Annotated in this window: 19 protein-coding genes and 1 pseudogene; 19 read left to right on the forward strand and 1 reads right to left on the reverse strand. The window is 31.9% G+C overall.

The features are described from left to right. Positions 1 to 175: 175 nt before the first annotated feature. Positions 176 to 730, reverse strand: a pseudogene (locus IGI43_RS00630) (tyrosine-type recombinase/integrase). Positions 731 to 981: 251 nt separating this feature from the next. Between IGI43_RS00630 and IGI43_RS00635 the strand changes: the two are divergent. The 19 genes from IGI43_RS00635 (at position 982) to IGI43_RS00725 (ending at position 14,464) form a co-directional block, all read left to right on the forward strand. Continuing rightward, the gene (locus IGI43_RS00635) at positions 982 to 1,269 is read left to right on the forward strand and encodes a hypothetical protein (RefSeq protein WP_438755873.1); all 288 of its coding nucleotides are present in this window, start codon (positions 982 to 984) and stop codon (positions 1,267 to 1,269) included. A gap of 89 nt (positions 1,270 to 1,358) precedes the next feature. Beyond that, positions 1,359 to 1,703 carry a hypothetical protein gene (locus IGI43_RS00640; RefSeq protein WP_438755874.1) on the forward strand — a complete coding sequence of 115 codons (345 nt, stop codon included), beginning with the start codon at positions 1,359 to 1,361 and terminating at the stop codon, positions 1,701 to 1,703. Positions 1,704 to 2,311: 608 nt separating this feature from the next. Beyond that, positions 2,312 to 2,650, forward strand: coding sequence for a hypothetical protein (locus tag IGI43_RS00645; RefSeq protein WP_438755875.1), 339 nt, complete (start codon positions 2,312 to 2,314; stop codon positions 2,648 to 2,650). 204 nt (positions 2,651 to 2,854) lie between these two features. After that, positions 2,855 to 3,091 carry a hypothetical protein gene (locus tag IGI43_RS00650; RefSeq protein WP_438755876.1) on the forward strand — a complete coding sequence of 79 codons (237 nt, stop codon included), beginning with the start codon at positions 2,855 to 2,857 and terminating at the stop codon, positions 3,089 to 3,091. Continuing rightward, positions 3,072 to 3,311: a hypothetical protein gene (locus tag IGI43_RS00655; RefSeq protein ID WP_438755878.1), complete on the forward strand. Its 240-nt coding sequence runs from the start codon at positions 3,072 to 3,074 to the stop codon at positions 3,309 to 3,311. Before IGI43_RS00650 ends, IGI43_RS00655 begins: the two co-directional genes overlap by 20 nt. A gap of 58 nt (positions 3,312 to 3,369) precedes the next feature. Then, complete coding sequence (locus tag IGI43_RS00660) at positions 3,370 to 3,972, forward strand: hypothetical protein (protein WP_438755879.1); 603 nt, start codon at positions 3,370 to 3,372, stop codon at positions 3,970 to 3,972. A 58-nt stretch (positions 3,973 to 4,030) separates the two neighbouring features. Next, entirely contained in the window at positions 4,031 to 4,360 is a 330-nt protein-coding gene (locus tag IGI43_RS00665) for a hypothetical protein (RefSeq protein ID WP_438755880.1), read from the forward strand. 1,204 nt (positions 4,361 to 5,564) lie between these two features. Continuing rightward, a complete protein-coding gene (locus tag IGI43_RS00670) occupies positions 5,565 to 5,819 on the forward strand; it encodes a hypothetical protein (RefSeq protein ID WP_438755881.1) in 255 nt (84 codons plus the stop codon). Positions 5,820 to 5,837: 18 nt separating this feature from the next. Beyond that, a complete protein-coding gene (locus tag IGI43_RS00675; RefSeq protein WP_438755882.1) occupies positions 5,838 to 6,041 on the forward strand; it encodes a hypothetical protein in 204 nt (67 codons plus the stop codon). A 14-nt stretch (positions 6,042 to 6,055) separates the two neighbouring features. Beyond that, positions 6,056 to 6,451: a hypothetical protein gene (locus IGI43_RS00680; protein ID WP_438755883.1), complete on the forward strand. Its 396-nt coding sequence runs from the start codon at positions 6,056 to 6,058 to the stop codon at positions 6,449 to 6,451. Positions 6,452 to 6,505: 54 nt separating this feature from the next. Beyond that, the gene (locus tag IGI43_RS00685; protein ID WP_438755884.1) at positions 6,506 to 6,682 is read left to right on the forward strand and encodes a hypothetical protein; all 177 of its coding nucleotides are present in this window, start codon (positions 6,506 to 6,508) and stop codon (positions 6,680 to 6,682) included. 262 nt (positions 6,683 to 6,944) lie between these two features. Continuing rightward, positions 6,945 to 8,192: an IS256 family transposase gene (locus IGI43_RS00690; protein WP_438755885.1), complete on the forward strand. Its 1,248-nt coding sequence runs from the start codon at positions 6,945 to 6,947 to the stop codon at positions 8,190 to 8,192. Between the two features lie 241 nt (positions 8,193 to 8,433). Further along, a complete protein-coding gene (locus IGI43_RS00695; RefSeq protein WP_438755886.1) occupies positions 8,434 to 8,694 on the forward strand; it encodes a hypothetical protein in 261 nt (86 codons plus the stop codon). A 162-nt stretch (positions 8,695 to 8,856) separates the two neighbouring features. Next, positions 8,857 to 9,153 (forward strand): WXG100 family type VII secretion target, encoded by a 297-nt coding sequence (locus tag IGI43_RS00700; RefSeq protein ID WP_010761887.1) that lies wholly within the window; start codon positions 8,857 to 8,859, stop codon positions 9,151 to 9,153. A gap of 73 nt (positions 9,154 to 9,226) precedes the next feature. After that, positions 9,227 to 9,604 carry a hypothetical protein gene (locus IGI43_RS00705; protein WP_438755887.1) on the forward strand — a complete coding sequence of 126 codons (378 nt, stop codon included), beginning with the start codon at positions 9,227 to 9,229 and terminating at the stop codon, positions 9,602 to 9,604. Positions 9,605 to 9,630: 26 nt separating this feature from the next. Further along, a complete protein-coding gene (locus tag IGI43_RS00710) occupies positions 9,631 to 11,187 on the forward strand; it encodes a cutinase family protein (protein ID WP_438755889.1) in 1,557 nt (518 codons plus the stop codon). A 15-nt stretch (positions 11,188 to 11,202) separates the two neighbouring features. Then, positions 11,203 to 11,556, forward strand: coding sequence for a hypothetical protein (locus tag IGI43_RS00715; RefSeq protein ID WP_438755890.1), 354 nt, complete (start codon positions 11,203 to 11,205; stop codon positions 11,554 to 11,556). A gap of 924 nt (positions 11,557 to 12,480) precedes the next feature. Next, positions 12,481 to 12,603 (forward strand): hypothetical protein, encoded by a 123-nt coding sequence (locus tag IGI43_RS00720; protein WP_438755892.1) that lies wholly within the window; start codon positions 12,481 to 12,483, stop codon positions 12,601 to 12,603. Between the two features lie 208 nt (positions 12,604 to 12,811). Next, entirely contained in the window at positions 12,812 to 14,464 is a 1,653-nt protein-coding gene (locus tag IGI43_RS00725; RefSeq protein WP_438755893.1) for an ArnT family glycosyltransferase, read from the forward strand. Positions 14,465 to 14,594: the final 130 nt, after the last annotated feature.

The raw sequence follows: 14,594 nt of genomic DNA on the forward strand, positions 1-14,594 counted from the left end.
TTCTGAAATGGTTCTACTTACCACAATTTGGCGTAATTTTTGTTTACAGATTTATTAAAAAGACGCCGTAAGATAGACCTATTTTCCACAGTCAACTCCCTTGCAGCATCTTTTTATTTGTGAGCTCAGAATTTTGGGTAAAGTTAAAAGTTGGTCAATTTCCAAGACGTTTAAACTAGAAACCTAAGCGAAAATTTTTGAGTGAATCGCTGGTTTCGTCTTGCGTGATCCCGATGTATCGCTTGGTGATCTGTTGATTTGAGTGACCAAATATTTCCATTAGAAAAACAATATCCTTTGTACGTTTGTAATAGTGATAACCAAACGTTTTGCGTAAGGTATGAGTTCCAATATTGTCTCTGTCTAGTCCAGCTGCAACCTTTTGAAAAATCTTGTACACAGCTTTCGGCTGAAGGTGATCCTTTCTATTTCGACTAGCGAACAACCAATCATTATCGTCCATGTCTTTTATGTAGTCTTCAATCTGACTTTGCATACTCTCTAAATAGAGGGTTCTTTTTTTTCCTGTTTTTTTCTCGATGATTTGGGGTGTACTGGAATATGTTATATCACTTACTTTGCGACAAACAATATCGGACATTCACAAACCTGTATTGATCTCAAACAAAAAAAGAAACACGTCTCTTTTAGCATATCGATGTCGGCGCAAGAAAAAAAGAAAGTCATTAATTTCGTCATTTGATCGCAATGGCTGCACATTGTAACTCATGATTTTACCCCCTGATAGAATGCGTTATTATATCTATATTTTAGCATAATAACGCATTGAGAGCTATTGGAAATAGAAACCTATATTTCACTGTGATTTGAAAGCGTAAAAATGAACATATTTACGCATTGAGTTAAAATACAGGTGGATCGAAGTCCAGAAAATATTTATTTTAGAAATCGACACTAAAGTGTTGAGTAAGGCACTTTAGTGTCGTATAATTAATTTGAGATAAAGAAAGGATGATTTAGATGAACGCAAAAAGAAGAGAGTCGTTAAATACAATCGAGAAAACGTTACGTGTAGAATTGGAAAAATTGAGAGATATTTTGGAAGAGGAAGAAACGGATTTCGATAATATTCCAGAAAATTTATCAAGAACAGATATTTATACTGATTGTTTAAATGCAGTTGAACAGTTAGAAGAATCTATAAATTCAGTTGAAAAAGCAATGGATACTATCAGGTATGTTGTTAATATTAAAATGAGCAAAAAAAATTACTCTTATTCTGCTGTAACAGAACAAGAGCATGTGTAACAAAAACCTACTAAAGTCATTCGCTACTATTATACTATATCAAATTTAATAGTAGCGAACAACTTCGCTGCAACGAAAGGAAATTGCTTATGTATGCAGACAGAAAATTAATAGAAAGACTATTATTTGATACTGAAATATCAAGTGCAGAAATTGCTAGAGTTGCGGGATTTAAAAGCGCAACGGCAATAAAGAAATTTAGAAGTGGTGAATCAAATATTGACAATATGAGGTTGGGAAATGCTGAAGCTTTAACTTCATTTGCAAAAGAGACGTTTTATCCTAATTCGGATATGGATAAAAAACTAGAATGGATGTTAAAAGAATTTGATGAAGCAGGCAATGAGATATCATACACTGAGTTGTTAGAAAAAATGGTAGATAATTATTATGAGTTGATGAGGGGTAAATTTGTACAAGCAGAAAAACAATAAATTAAACCTAAACTTATAACTAAATCTATATTCGGTAAAACTACGTTAATGGTAGAGAGATTCTAAGTTCATTTCAACTTTTAAACTGAGGTACTATCTTGAACAAGCAATCTAGCGATTACCTAAAACGCCGTTTTTGGCAAAATAAAAAAGTTGCCCCAAAACTAGGACAACTTCCAGTAATACCAGTATTTCATATTCATTGAATCATTAATTAGGCAAATTATCGAAAACGCTCGTTTTTGGTATAAAGGCTTGTTTCCTTATATTTAATGTTAAAGGAATGAAGCAGCATTGTCAATTTGAAAAAGGATCGATAGCAGCTTCATGTATTAGACCCAAAAAAGATTAGAAAGGATGCGGTTAGTGATGATAATAAACATATGTATTGGTATTCTCATTGTGTTATTGATCCTTCAAGTTGTTGTACTAATAATATCAATAACAGAGAAAAAAGAAGTAGTTGATAAAGTATGGTCAGCAGCTGAACTAAACGAAAAAATTCTAGCGGACAGAATTGAACAAAGTAAAAATAAAAGTAGAAAACCTTATATCAGAAATTGGAGATAAGTTCTCCCAAAAAGGATTAAAAAAGGAAGTGAATTTCAATGAATATTGACTTAATTAGTGTTTGTGTTGGGGTAGTAAGTAGTGCAGTTATTCCATGTGTAACATGGGCAATAAAAAGATACAACTCGCATATTAAATACAAGTCGTTTAAAAGATTATTATTTAAAGAGTATGTTAGTCAATTTAGTAATATAAAACATTCAAAAGTTGATAATCAGCATATAGTTATGAAAAATATAGAAGATTGCATAAGAGATTTAGATGTTCTAAAACAATCACTGAAGGACTCAAATGCTGACTGTAAATATCAAATGCTAAGATCAATAGATTACACTGTTGATTTTTTATACACGTTAGAAATGAAACAAAAAAACTAACAGAAGAAATTCCTTTAGTTTATGAAGATCCGTCTAGAAAAGAAGAAGTTCTAAATTCATACGATAAGGAATTTGAAAATTACGGAAAAATATATATTGATAATATTGATAATTTCGTAGATATGAAAATAAACAATTTTGATGAGAGTCTAGAGTAAGAGCAAAGCAAAGCCATATATCAAAAAGGATAGATAGGAGAAAGTTATGAGAAAACAGCTTAAACAAAGTATGACAGGAATAATAATGTTCTTTGTATTAGGAATATTTCTTTCTATTTTTATTGCAGTAGGAGAAACACTATCAATTGATAATTTGTATTTAAAATTAACGTTGAACGTCATTAGGAACTTAACGAGTTATGTTTTTGTACCATTATTTCTTGGAATAATTTTATTATTATTGCCCGAAGTTTGGAAAATAAATGAAAAGTATGACAATTGAGAACAACAGAGGAATAGATTTCAAAAAAGAATCGTTCGGAAAAATAAGTCAAATAGTCCAGCTGAAGTGTGAGATCCTCCGGAGAAAACGTTCAAAGAGACGAACGATCGATTATACCTGGTCAATGGCCAAGCTCAGAATTACGAACTATGTATCAAAAAGGATCGTTCGTAAAATCGAAGAATATCCTCTGGCTGCAGCTGCGGATATTCCACGATAATTTCTCTAAAGTTGAAGAGTGAAAATATTTCGAATAATTATGAAAGAAGGAAAATGGTTTGGAACTAAAAATAGTAGTTATTTCAGGGGTAAGTTATTCAATACCAATCGATGTAATTGATTGGTGCAGTGAACAAAAAGACGAATCATTAACTCTTTCAGAAATTGTTTATAATTTAAAGAAGGCACCAAAAGAAGTACAAAATTGGGCCAAAATTACAATGAATTTCGAAATCATAAAGAAGCTACTGAAGGATGATGCAACGGCACCTGCAATTAAAAAATATGACGCAACAATAACTAAAAAAAATATCCTAATTAAAGAAGAACGGATTTTAAAAGATCCCAATGCTGCTAACGATTTATTAAATGAGGATGGTACAACTAAGATATCAGGCGACAAATTTTTTAATACAGTGAATCGACAATTCATGACACTAAACAAAACCTTGATAGAAATGAATACGATTCTATCTATTCGAGGTTTAGAAGGATACTTTTTTGTTAGACCTGATGAAAATAGCACATTGTGTTGTTTACTGAATATATCGGGAGATGTAAAGGTACTTTCATTCTTAGCTCCTAAAGAATTGAAAAAATTCTTTGATCTACCTAATAAAGAGCAAATGGAAGCTTATGCAATGGATCATAAGGATTTTTGAGCGCAGCCATTTGATAAATCAAAATTTTCTAAAAAGGATTAGTAAAGGAGAGATTTGAATGGAAAAAGATATTTGGGGAAGAGAACCAATGAAGTTATACGAAAAAGTTGGAAAGGAGATTTCTAGGAGTTCTTCAAATCCTATGTTATCTGAAGAAGGCCAAATGATTCAAGATTTGTTTGTCTTGTTTTACAAAGGAAAACCTGATATTAGAGGGAAAGGGGAACTACTTTATGAAGGTGAATGGATAAATTATGGATCTAAACTATATAGAGTAAACACCTTGCTAACACTTAACAAACTCAAAGAATTAGTAATAAAAGAATTGAATGTAAGAGAAAAAGATTTTTTAGTAAGTGGTGTAAAAGCAGATCCAAGAATTTTGTGAGTATATATTTTTAGTAAATTATTCAACCTGTCAAAAGGATGGCTAACTCTTAATAAACAAAAAAGACCTACCTTAGGGAGGAGGTAGGAAAAGGAGTTAAAAATGAAAAAATAGTTTGTTAGGGTTGTTTGTTGGTATAGGTAAATAGTACCTTATAATAATGAACAAAATATGAATAAAAATCATCATTTTCATTACTAATTTAGAACTTACTAATTACTAGAAGAATGTTGTAAACAAACTAATGTTCTAGGCTAGAGTGATATAGATTAGAATGTTTACGGTACTGTTTAACCATAATAGGAATAGCGATAGCAGCAAGTACAACAAATGTTTTTTTCATAAAACCATTCCTTTCTAAAGTATCTATTATATTTCAAGTGCCGAAGCACGACGTGGACGGTAGGATTCGAACCTACACCTCGATGATAGAGTACCAAAAAACGTTTAGTCTCTGGGAGTTAAACACCACGTTCACCCACATAGTTAGGATTGAGAAAAGAGGAAAATGAGCCTCTTTCACTCAAAGGTTTGGAATAATTTTTTTGTATTCTTTGTAGAACATATACATGAATTTAAGGTATCTAATTTTATCAAAAGCAATAATCCTCTCCTTTGTTTATCTGTATATAGAATACCGTTTAAACCTTAAACCAACCCTAAAAAAGTAAGAAGTAAGTATGAAGAATGATTAACAAAGTGATAAGAACTATATTCCAAAAAGGATCGGTAGCAGCATGCATGAGATCCAAAAACGATCAGATAAGTACAGTCTAATTAATAAAATAGTAGGAGGTATATATGAAAAGTGATATTAACAAGAAATCTATTCTACTGCGTTTTGGTTTCCTAGGTTGGTTACTGTACCAAAAAAGAGGAATGAAATTTGAGGATAATATGGGGTATGTCTTTAGACTGTACTCAGCCGCGTTCTTCTTAGTATTTTCTATAGTAGCAAGCTTGTTGCTACTAATATCAGTAAGGAAATGGATTTACATTGAGATAATTATAATTTTATTTTCATTTTTGTATGGAAGTTGGGCGTCAAAATTTTTTAGCAAAAGAAATATCAAAAGGATTGATTCCGAACGGTAAAAATACTGAAGCCGAAAATAGTTAGGAAATCAGTTACAAAGTTTGAGTACCTGGTTGCACGCTCGTTCGTGATTGCCAAAAAGGATTAATAATGTGGAGGAAAATATGTATGCCAAAAAAACATGAATTAGGAGATTATCTTTATAAAGACGGAAACATATACAAGATCATACCTAATTGGGGTTCTTTAGATTCATTAGGTAATCTTGCCTCAGTATTTCTGGAGGAGTCAACTAATCAAATGTTTACAAGCACTTACGCAATAGATAAGTATGATTTTAGTTATATTTCTGCTACAAAAGAACAAATAGAAAAATTTGATTTTATTGAACAACGGTTGTCAAATATTCTCAAAAACGATTAATAACTGAAGGAGGATAAAATGAAACTATTACCATTAATTAACATTAAAATTAGCAAATGTATTTTAGCATTTGTACTCATTACACTTAGCTTTTTCATGAAAAATAGTATGTTATTCATTTTTGGATTAGGAATGTTATCTCAGCATGTCATTGATTCAACATTCTTGCTCTCTAGTAATAATGTACAAGAATTTAACCATAGTATCAAAAAGGATCAATAACAGAAGGAGTCAATATGGAAATTATAATTGATAGACAGAGTGTATGTATGGGGGATGATGTTATAAGTCACAAAACCAAAAATAAAGTAAGCGAACATATCACATTTCTAGAACTCTTTAAAGAGTTAATAGCAAAAAATTATTTCCCTCATATTCAAGGAAATGATGTCGTTTGGGTTCTAAGATTTGATGGGAAAGATAGGATTGCTTGGAAAACAAAGAACAACAAATTTTATGAATGCAATAAAACTTGTTGTTCGATAAGTAAGAATGAGAAAAGGTTTCCAGAGGTTACTTTTATTTACTATTCATCAGTTAAAGAGTGGGCAGAAAAACATGAAGACTGTCTGGAGAATAAGATAGTGCAAACAAATTGGTTTGATAAGTTGAAGAACTTTTTTTATAAATAGCTATTTGTGGAATACTGAAGGCATTCCTAAAAAGGATCAGTAAGGAGTAATTAAATGTCTAATTCAGAAAAAGTAGAACTATATTTAAAAAAGAATCACCCTGATATTGAAATAGATAAAATTATAGATCATGAAGAATTAGAAAAAGTTAAGTTGTGGGGAAAACTATATCAAACAGCTGTTAAAGGAGTAACATTTAAAGAGTTCAAACATTATTTTGAACACTATTAATATTTAATGCCAAAAAGGATTATTTTTGAAACTATTCTACTGATAGGACAATCATATCACTATTATTAAATCAATATCACCTAAAGAAAATTTAATAATTAAAACGTAAGCATTAGATCACTTTAATGCTTATTTTTTTATTGATGTTTTGAGAGTGTAAAATAAACTGTGTAAGTAGCTAATTCTAGATAAGTTACTTATACAGTTTTTCTTTTCGTGTAAAGAAAATTCAGATAAAATAAAAATGAAAGGATGCGAGAATATGGCAAGACAGAAAAGAGATTCTAAAACCGTCGAACTAGCGAAAACTATTCTAGAAAACTACAACCCTGAAAATGTCGATGACATGCAAGAAGCGCTAAAAGATATTTTTGGTCCCTTATTTGAACAAATGCTTCAAGGCGAAATGACCCATCATTTAGGCTACGATATTCACTCAAAACAGGAGAAAGAAACGAACAATCGAAGAAATGGATTCGGCTCTAAGAAAGTAAAAACAAGCTTTGGAGAAGTCCCTATTGATGTACCTAGAGACAGAGAAGCCACGTTTGAACCAGAACTTATTAAGAAACGTGAACGGGATGTTTCAGCTATCGAATCAAAGGTTTTGTCCATGTATGCCAGAGGCATGTCTCAAAGAGACATCGCTCATACCATTGATGATATTTATGGGTTCTCCATTTCTCACGAAATGATTTCTACAATCACCGATTCTGTTCTTCCAGAACTGGAGGAATGGCAAAATCGCCCTTTGGCGAAGTGTTATGCCTTTGTTTTTGTGGATTGTATGTATGTGACGTTAAGAGAAAATTATGAAGTCAAAGAATACGCTGTTTATACAATTCTTGGCTATGATTTAAAAGGAAAAAAAGATATTTTAGGGTTGTGGTTGAATGAAACCGAGAGTAAAAACCGCTGGATGCAGATTTTTGATGAATTGAAATCTCGCGGTGTACAGGACATTTTCTTTATGTCTATGGATGGTGTTTCTGGTCTTGAAGATGGAGCAAAATCTATTTTTCCAAAGGTGATCGTTCAACGCTGTATCGTCCATTTAGTGCGTAATGCGCTTCGGTATGTTCCTTATAAAGACTACAAGGAATTTTCTCGGGAAATGAAAAAGTTTTATGGTGCTCCTTCGTTAAAAGCTTGTCAGAGTGCTTTTGATGCCTTTCAAAAACGGTGGTCACACTACTCAGGTGCTGTAGAGGTTTGGAAACGTAATTTTTCTCATGTGGAACAACTTTATGATTATGGTAGCGCAGTGCGTAAAATTATGTATACAACAAATGCCATTGAAAGTATTCATTCTAGCTTTAGAAAAGTAACTAAAAAAGGCGCATTTCCAAATGAAACCGCCCTTTTAAAGCTTCTTTATCTACGAGTAAAAGAATTAGAAAAGAAATGGAAAGCTGGTTTTATTCCCAATTGGCCAATGGTCTTAAATCAATTAATGGCGAATGAACAGTTTTCTGAGCGCATCAACACTTATAGCTTATATATTTCCTAGTCACTGTTGCATCAAAAAAGAACATCAAATTTTCCTTTTTTGGTAAGGTTTCTTTCTTATACCCTTTTAACCGAAGGTTATTTAGGAATGGTTTAATGTTCTTTTTCGTTCTTAAATTTGTCAGTTACACACTTTAGTTGACAAACCCGATGTTTTTATTTTTGTACCCTTTTCACCAACAGGAATTAGATGGTATGCTATACCTCATTTAAAAAAATATAACGAGAAAGAAGGATGTCTCTTGAAAAGTGAATGGACGATTCAACAATTATGGTCAGCAAAACACTCTCTGATGAACAAAAAAATTCTTAACGAGGACGAAGTAACAGCCCTTACTACTTTATTAACGTTGTTGTTAGGTACACATATTCCCACACTACAAGAAGTGAAACGAGCGTATGAATGTCAAGAATTACTCCGACACTGTCAGAATGATCATCAACGTACTTGTTTTTTACCGATGGTTGAACAGTACGAACGAAAATATACACTCCTGTACTAAAAAAACACGATAACTTTTCATTTGTTAAGTTTTAACAAAAATCGGTTACATGTATTCCTTTGGGAATGTTTTATGTTTTTTATGTTATTTATAATTGACAAGCAAAATTAGGAAAGATATACTTGATTAATAAAATTAATTATTCAAAAGGGAGAGATAATCATGGCAGGGGCAATTTCCGTCACACCCGAGCAACTGAAATCACAAGCAAAGGTGTATACACAATCACAACAACAAATCCAAGATGCAATTCGTAAAGTAAACTCAATGAATCAACAGATTGCACAAGAATGGAAAGGTCAAGCATTTCAATCATACTTAGAGCAATACAATCAGCTAGAAGGTAACGTGAAGAAAATGGAAGAACTGCTTATCAGCATTAATAGTCAATTAAATAAATATGCGGATACAGTGGCACAACGTGACCAACAAGATGCCAGTTCTTTCGGTTTAAATTAAAAAATATAGTGAAGAGAAAAGCGTTCGTGCAAAATCTTGCGCTAACGCTTTTTTTAGTAAAGGAGTTTAACGTTTGAATAAGAAAAAAGCAGTTAAACTAGGAATAATTACAGGTATTATCGTTCTTTTAGGAATAGTAGGTGTGTTAGGAGTGAAAAAAATGACCGAACCAACAGAAAAAGAAAAACAAATTGATTTTCTGAAAGTGAATAAGAGATATATTGAAAAGAAGGCCTTTGAAATTAATGGTAAAATGACAGTTGAAAATATTCACTTTGACTGGGACACTGTCACTGTTGAATATTCAGGAGTAATAAAATCAATCCCGTATGCCTTAAGTGTTGAAGTTTCTAGTACTATGTTATCTAATGGAAAAAAATATAACGACATTTTAGTTGTTAAAACAGATGTAGATAAATTGGACACTATAACAAGTGTTGCATTCAGATAACTGTAAAGGATAGGAGAATTAATTAGATGGCAGATTTAGATAACTATAATAATATTTATGCTGACTTGGCACAAGGAGCATACACTGGAAGACCAGAAGGAAAGTCTTTTGCTGATAAGACACCTGACCAAAATAATGAGTTAAAAAATGAAGGCTGTGCTACATACGAGTTTCCTAATGCAAAAGATGCACATGGGAATAGTATTGATCCCGTCTATTTACAACCCGACAATACTGTTAAAACAGTGACTGAAAAGAAGTTTTTTGGCAAAGATAAGAAATACCAAAAAGGGTTATTAACGGATGAAAAAGCAGGGTATAACTCGTATTATGTTACGAATACCCCTACCCTAAATACAGACACCAAACATACATATTTCACTACTCGTGGAAGTGATGGTGCTTCTACAGATGTAAAAAAAGGGTGGGCAGGTAATAATTTAAACGATTGGGTGAACAATAATGCGTCCTTTGCAGTAGGAGATGCCCATATCCCCCAAGCAAAATTAGCAACAGAAGCGATGCATCAAAAAATAGAAGAGATGAGAACAAAAGCGCCGAATGCAACCATGTCTATGACCGGACATTCATTAGGAACAATGGTGACAATACAGGCTGTCGCTAATTTGCCAGCTGGAGATATTTCTAAAATAGATAAAGTCATTTTATTTCAAGGACCAGATGCGCGAATAAGTATCGATAATATGCCCAACGAGCAAGCGCGTAAAAATATTCAACTGCTCGAAGAACAAGGAAAAATCGAATATTATGTGAATGCTTTTGATATTGTTTCTATGCTGAATCGAAATAAAAAAGGCGTGGATGAAATCGGAAAAGTCCATTATTTATTGCCAAAATCATTTAATACAACGTTTGATGGTGGTAAAAATGGTTCCAGTCATGACTTTGGTCAATATCAATTAAATCCAGACGGGACACCAAAAGAAGCGAATTTAAAAGATCATGGGTACATTTTTACTGCAGGAATCAAATTATCTGCACTTATTGATAAATATATGAACAAGTTATTAGCCACTACAGGAGCAGGAGTGGACTCTGGAGCGTTTTGGGCAGCTATCGCAGGAGATGCGTACCTCTATAAAAAATTTATGAAAGAATACGACAAAATTGTTGCCGATGCTAAAGTCGCAAGTGAATGGCAAGGAGACGTAGCTAGCTTACAAGGACGTATACGTGGAGCTTCTGGCAGTAAAAAAATTGAACTTCGGGGCGAACTTGCCACAGAAGTCGCAAACAAAGCGAAAATAGTTGGTGACGACTATGTATTAATTCAAAAAAATGACCAACAAGAAGCAGAAGATGAAGTAGATTTGGTTGTAAAAGAAATTGAAAGTGGTGCAAAGGACATTCAAAAATATTTAGAAAGTTATGAAGTTGAAGCCCTGATTGCTCCCTATAAAAAAACTAACTTGTGGGATAGTGGCCAAGCAACAAGCAATACCAACGAAGCAAAAAAATACAAAGAAAAATTGACTGCATTCAGTAAAACGTTAACGACTGTCGCGAAGAATATTCAAGAATATGATGGCAATGCAGGGAAAAATATCTTCACGAAGAAGTAACAAAGGAGTTTTAGTATGGAGGAAGAAAAAGCCGTGCAATTAAAATTAAAGCAAGAACGAAAAAAGAAACAACGTCAAACAACAGAACAATACGAGCAGGAAAAACGAGACCTTCAACAAACCCAGAAAAAGATGGAAGAAGAAGTAGAACATTTCAAAAAAGACACCGAAAAGTTGATGGATAAAGTTCTATATCATACAAAAAATGATTCATGGGATAAGCGATCATTCTATCGCCAAATGGAAGAAAGTCAAGCCACGATTCAATCTGAAACTCGACGATTCACACAAAAAGTAGAAGAAAAACAAATTGAACTAAAACGGACCTACCAACGAACAGTAGAGAAACTAGAACAGGAAAAGGAGTGAGTCTAAAATACTGGCTCTTTTTTTGTTAGGGATTTTCATAAAAAAGAGGTAGCGGCAGGAAATTGACATTTTTGTACGGTTCGTACCTAAAACATTAGTTTTAGGTGAAGGAAAGAATGATCCTTTTATATCAAATTAGTAAGTAGTTAAAAGTGATTTTGCGAAGATGCAGCGAAATCACTTTTTTTAAATTTATATGTATGCGACTAATCAGTATTTACAGTAGCAAATTTAAACAGATTTACTTAATTAGATGATTTCCCAAAATAGTCGTTTTTATCTGCTTTCAATCATTCCTTGTTTTATGTATAATCAATAGAATTTGCTATTAAATATATAGTTTTTTCAGACTCGACTTATGTCATTCTCATAGGGAAGTTGTGTCGAACTTTCCTATGAGAATAAAAAAGTCTAAAGGTTTCTATTTTAAGTAATGAGCTATTTATTTCTATAGTTGACACAATTAAGTATTATACCAAGTTCTAACACTACCAACCAATTAGTATACTCTAGACTGAAAGAGAAACCTTAGTAAATCAAGGATTCTCTTTTTTCATTTTAGAGACTCTTATCTTTAATAAAATTGAAATATTTTATATTTAATAATTTGAAATTTATCAAATTATTTTTCAGTTTTTTCAAAAGATTGAGAAGCCTTCTTTCCCTATTTGTCTGACGACTTGCATCTTTTTTTCAGAGGTGGAGATACTGTGACTTGCAATAGCTATACAGATCAACGTTACTTCTAAGTTCTTATGTAAAAGAAAATTTTGTAACAAATTTTTTTTACTCTTACTTAGGAAAATATAAAAAAAATAAATATAATATATATTGTATAATGAATAAGACTTTTTCTTTTTCATTTAATCAGAAATGTTAGTGGAATTGAAATAATTTTAAATGATGAATAATGGAGGGCTAGAAATGAAAAAACAGTTTGTTGCTATGGGATTATGCTTGATTTTTGGAAGTGTGTGGTTTTCAAATAGCTACGCAGAGGAATTAAATACAAGTAATGCATATGATTTTGTCGAGTATATGATGTAAAGTCAGGAAAAAACAAGGTAGCTTAGTTTAAAATACATTGACAGTGAAAGAAAAGATATTTTTACAACGTCGGGCTATCCTAGTGATATAGACGGTAAAATAAATCACTTTTTGTATACGGATTCAAATAAAATAGAAGTTACGATCTCATCTACTATATTCGAACAGTAAATAAATATAAGAGTATGAAAATATTAAAGGAGAAACGATGGCATATTTAGTAATGATTTTTATCATATTAATTTTTAACTGTTTTATATTTAGAGAATACAAAAAAAATCGAAGTGACGACAAATTTTTCTATTTAATAACGTTCGTTATTGTTACAGTTGCGATAGTTGTTAGATTTTATAATATAGAGAGTCTTCCTGGACTTCAGATTGATGAAGCGATGGCAGGATACGACGCGTGGTCTATTGCTAATTATGGAGTAGACAGTGCGTTAAATAGATTACCTATTTATTTAGTTAGTTATGGTTCAGGTAAATCAGCAGTATATGCGTATATGGAAGTTCCTTTTATCAAACTGTTAGGGTTGACAATATTTAGTATTAGACTTCCGATGCTACTTGTATCTACATGTACTATTTTTTTATTAATGTATACGTTACTAAAAAAAATGGAATCCAGAAAATTAATTGTTACTATTTTATTTTTTATTAGTATCAATCCGTGGAGCATTATGGGGAGTCGATTTGGTTTAGATGCAAATATTGCTCCTAATTTAATTTTACAAGCTATATGTTGGTTAATATTGGGGGCTAGCACAGAAAAAGGAAAAAGAATTTATTACTATAGCCTGTCTATTATCCTACTGTGCTTAACAGCATATTCTTATATAGCAACATGGTATTTTTTGCCAATTTTTTTTAATTGGTTTAGTTTATCTAGTAAAAAAAATCAGCTAATTACAAATCGGCAAATAATCATCTTAACTGCAATCGCTACGTTATGTATCATACCTATCGTTATTTTTGCAGGGATACAATTCTTTGGAGACAATAATGTATCGTTTTTTGGAATAACGATACCAAAGCTTTTATATACACAAAATGAAGGTCAAACTATTTTATATAACGATAATTTATTCATTTCCATTATAGATAATTTGAGAGAAGGGATTTCATTATTAATACATGGAGTAGATGGTGCTCGTTTTAGTACATTGAATGGATTTGGATTTATATATAATCTTGCAGGCCTATTCTTGTTATTTTTAGGTGTGGTAAAAATAATAAGAAAGAAAGATTTATTTAGTAAAGTCATTTTCCTATGGTTGCTAGCTGCTATCCCGTGTATAGTGATTGTTACACCACTGGTACATCATTGGAATATTATAATGTTCCCTCTGAGCATTATTGCTTCTTATGGATTGGAAAACTTGTGGGCGTATACACATAAAGTAACGGACAATATGGCTATTATATTTTTCTTATGTTTGTTTGTTCTGTTTATAAAAGACTATACTAGTAATCAAGAGATGAGAAATGGTAGTTATATAATGTCTACTATTTTGAAAACGGTCATAAATAAAACAAACAAATTTGAGAATGTTTTAGTTTATCGAGAAAGTTTAGTGCAACAAGGAGATTTACAATTTATCTATTTTCGTTTTTATGATCCTATTTCACCTTATGCATGGCAATCGGAGAAAGATGAGCCATACAGTAAAGAAAATAACATCACTCGTTTTAAATATGGAAAATACTATTTTTATTCAGATAACGAAGAAATAGAAAATCTTAGTCAATCCGACAGTGTATTTATCTTGGGGAATAGGGGCAAAACTAATATAACGGAATTTGAAACCAACCAATTTAAAGTAGAAAAAATTGACGAGTTTACGTTAATATACAAATAAACAGAAAAAACACGTTGCGTGTAAGCCGAAATAATCACTTTTGACATCATTTTCGAGTGGTAGGTTGGACGACTAAGCTGTGCTAAAGTGGTTTGAGTGATGGCATAATTTTTAAATAGAAAAGTACACT

Origin of the sequence: Enterococcus sp. AZ126, assembly GCF_051714545.1 — a bacterium.
Classification (GTDB): domain Bacteria; phylum Bacillota; class Bacilli; order Lactobacillales; family Enterococcaceae; genus Enterococcus_L.

Coding starts and splice junctions, on each gene's coding strand:
- IGI43_RS00635 (WP_438755873.1), top strand. CDS start 982: ATGAACGCAAAAAGAAGAGAGTCGTTAAATACAATCGAGAAAACGTTA.
- IGI43_RS00640 (WP_438755874.1), top strand. CDS start 1,359: ATGTATGCAGACAGAAAATTAATAGAAAGACTATTATTTGATACTGAA.
- IGI43_RS00645 (WP_438755875.1), top strand. CDS start 2,312: ATGAATATTGACTTAATTAGTGTTTGTGTTGGGGTAGTAAGTAGTGCA.
- IGI43_RS00650 (WP_438755876.1), top strand. CDS start 2,855: ATGAGAAAACAGCTTAAACAAAGTATGACAGGAATAATAATGTTCTTT.
- IGI43_RS00655 (WP_438755878.1), top strand. CDS start 3,072: ATGAAAAGTATGACAATTGAGAACAACAGAGGAATAGATTTCAAAAAA.
- IGI43_RS00665 (WP_438755880.1), top strand. CDS start 4,031: ATGGAAAAAGATATTTGGGGAAGAGAACCAATGAAGTTATACGAAAAA.
- IGI43_RS00670 (WP_438755881.1), top strand. CDS start 5,565: ATGCCAAAAAAACATGAATTAGGAGATTATCTTTATAAAGACGGAAAC.
- IGI43_RS00675 (WP_438755882.1), top strand. CDS start 5,838: ATGAAACTATTACCATTAATTAACATTAAAATTAGCAAATGTATTTTA.
- IGI43_RS00680 (WP_438755883.1), top strand. CDS start 6,056: ATGGAAATTATAATTGATAGACAGAGTGTATGTATGGGGGATGATGTT.
- IGI43_RS00685 (WP_438755884.1), top strand. CDS start 6,506: ATGTCTAATTCAGAAAAAGTAGAACTATATTTAAAAAAGAATCACCCT.
- IGI43_RS00690 (WP_438755885.1), top strand. CDS start 6,945: ATGGCAAGACAGAAAAGAGATTCTAAAACCGTCGAACTAGCGAAAACT.
- IGI43_RS00700 (WP_010761887.1), top strand. CDS start 8,857: ATGGCAGGGGCAATTTCCGTCACACCCGAGCAACTGAAATCACAAGCA.
- IGI43_RS00710 (WP_438755889.1), top strand. CDS start 9,631: ATGGCAGATTTAGATAACTATAATAATATTTATGCTGACTTGGCACAA.
- IGI43_RS00715 (WP_438755890.1), top strand. CDS start 11,203: ATGGAGGAAGAAAAAGCCGTGCAATTAAAATTAAAGCAAGAACGAAAA.
- IGI43_RS00720 (WP_438755892.1), top strand. CDS start 12,481: ATGAAAAAACAGTTTGTTGCTATGGGATTATGCTTGATTTTTGGAAGT.
- IGI43_RS00725 (WP_438755893.1), top strand. CDS start 12,812: ATGGCATATTTAGTAATGATTTTTATCATATTAATTTTTAACTGTTTT.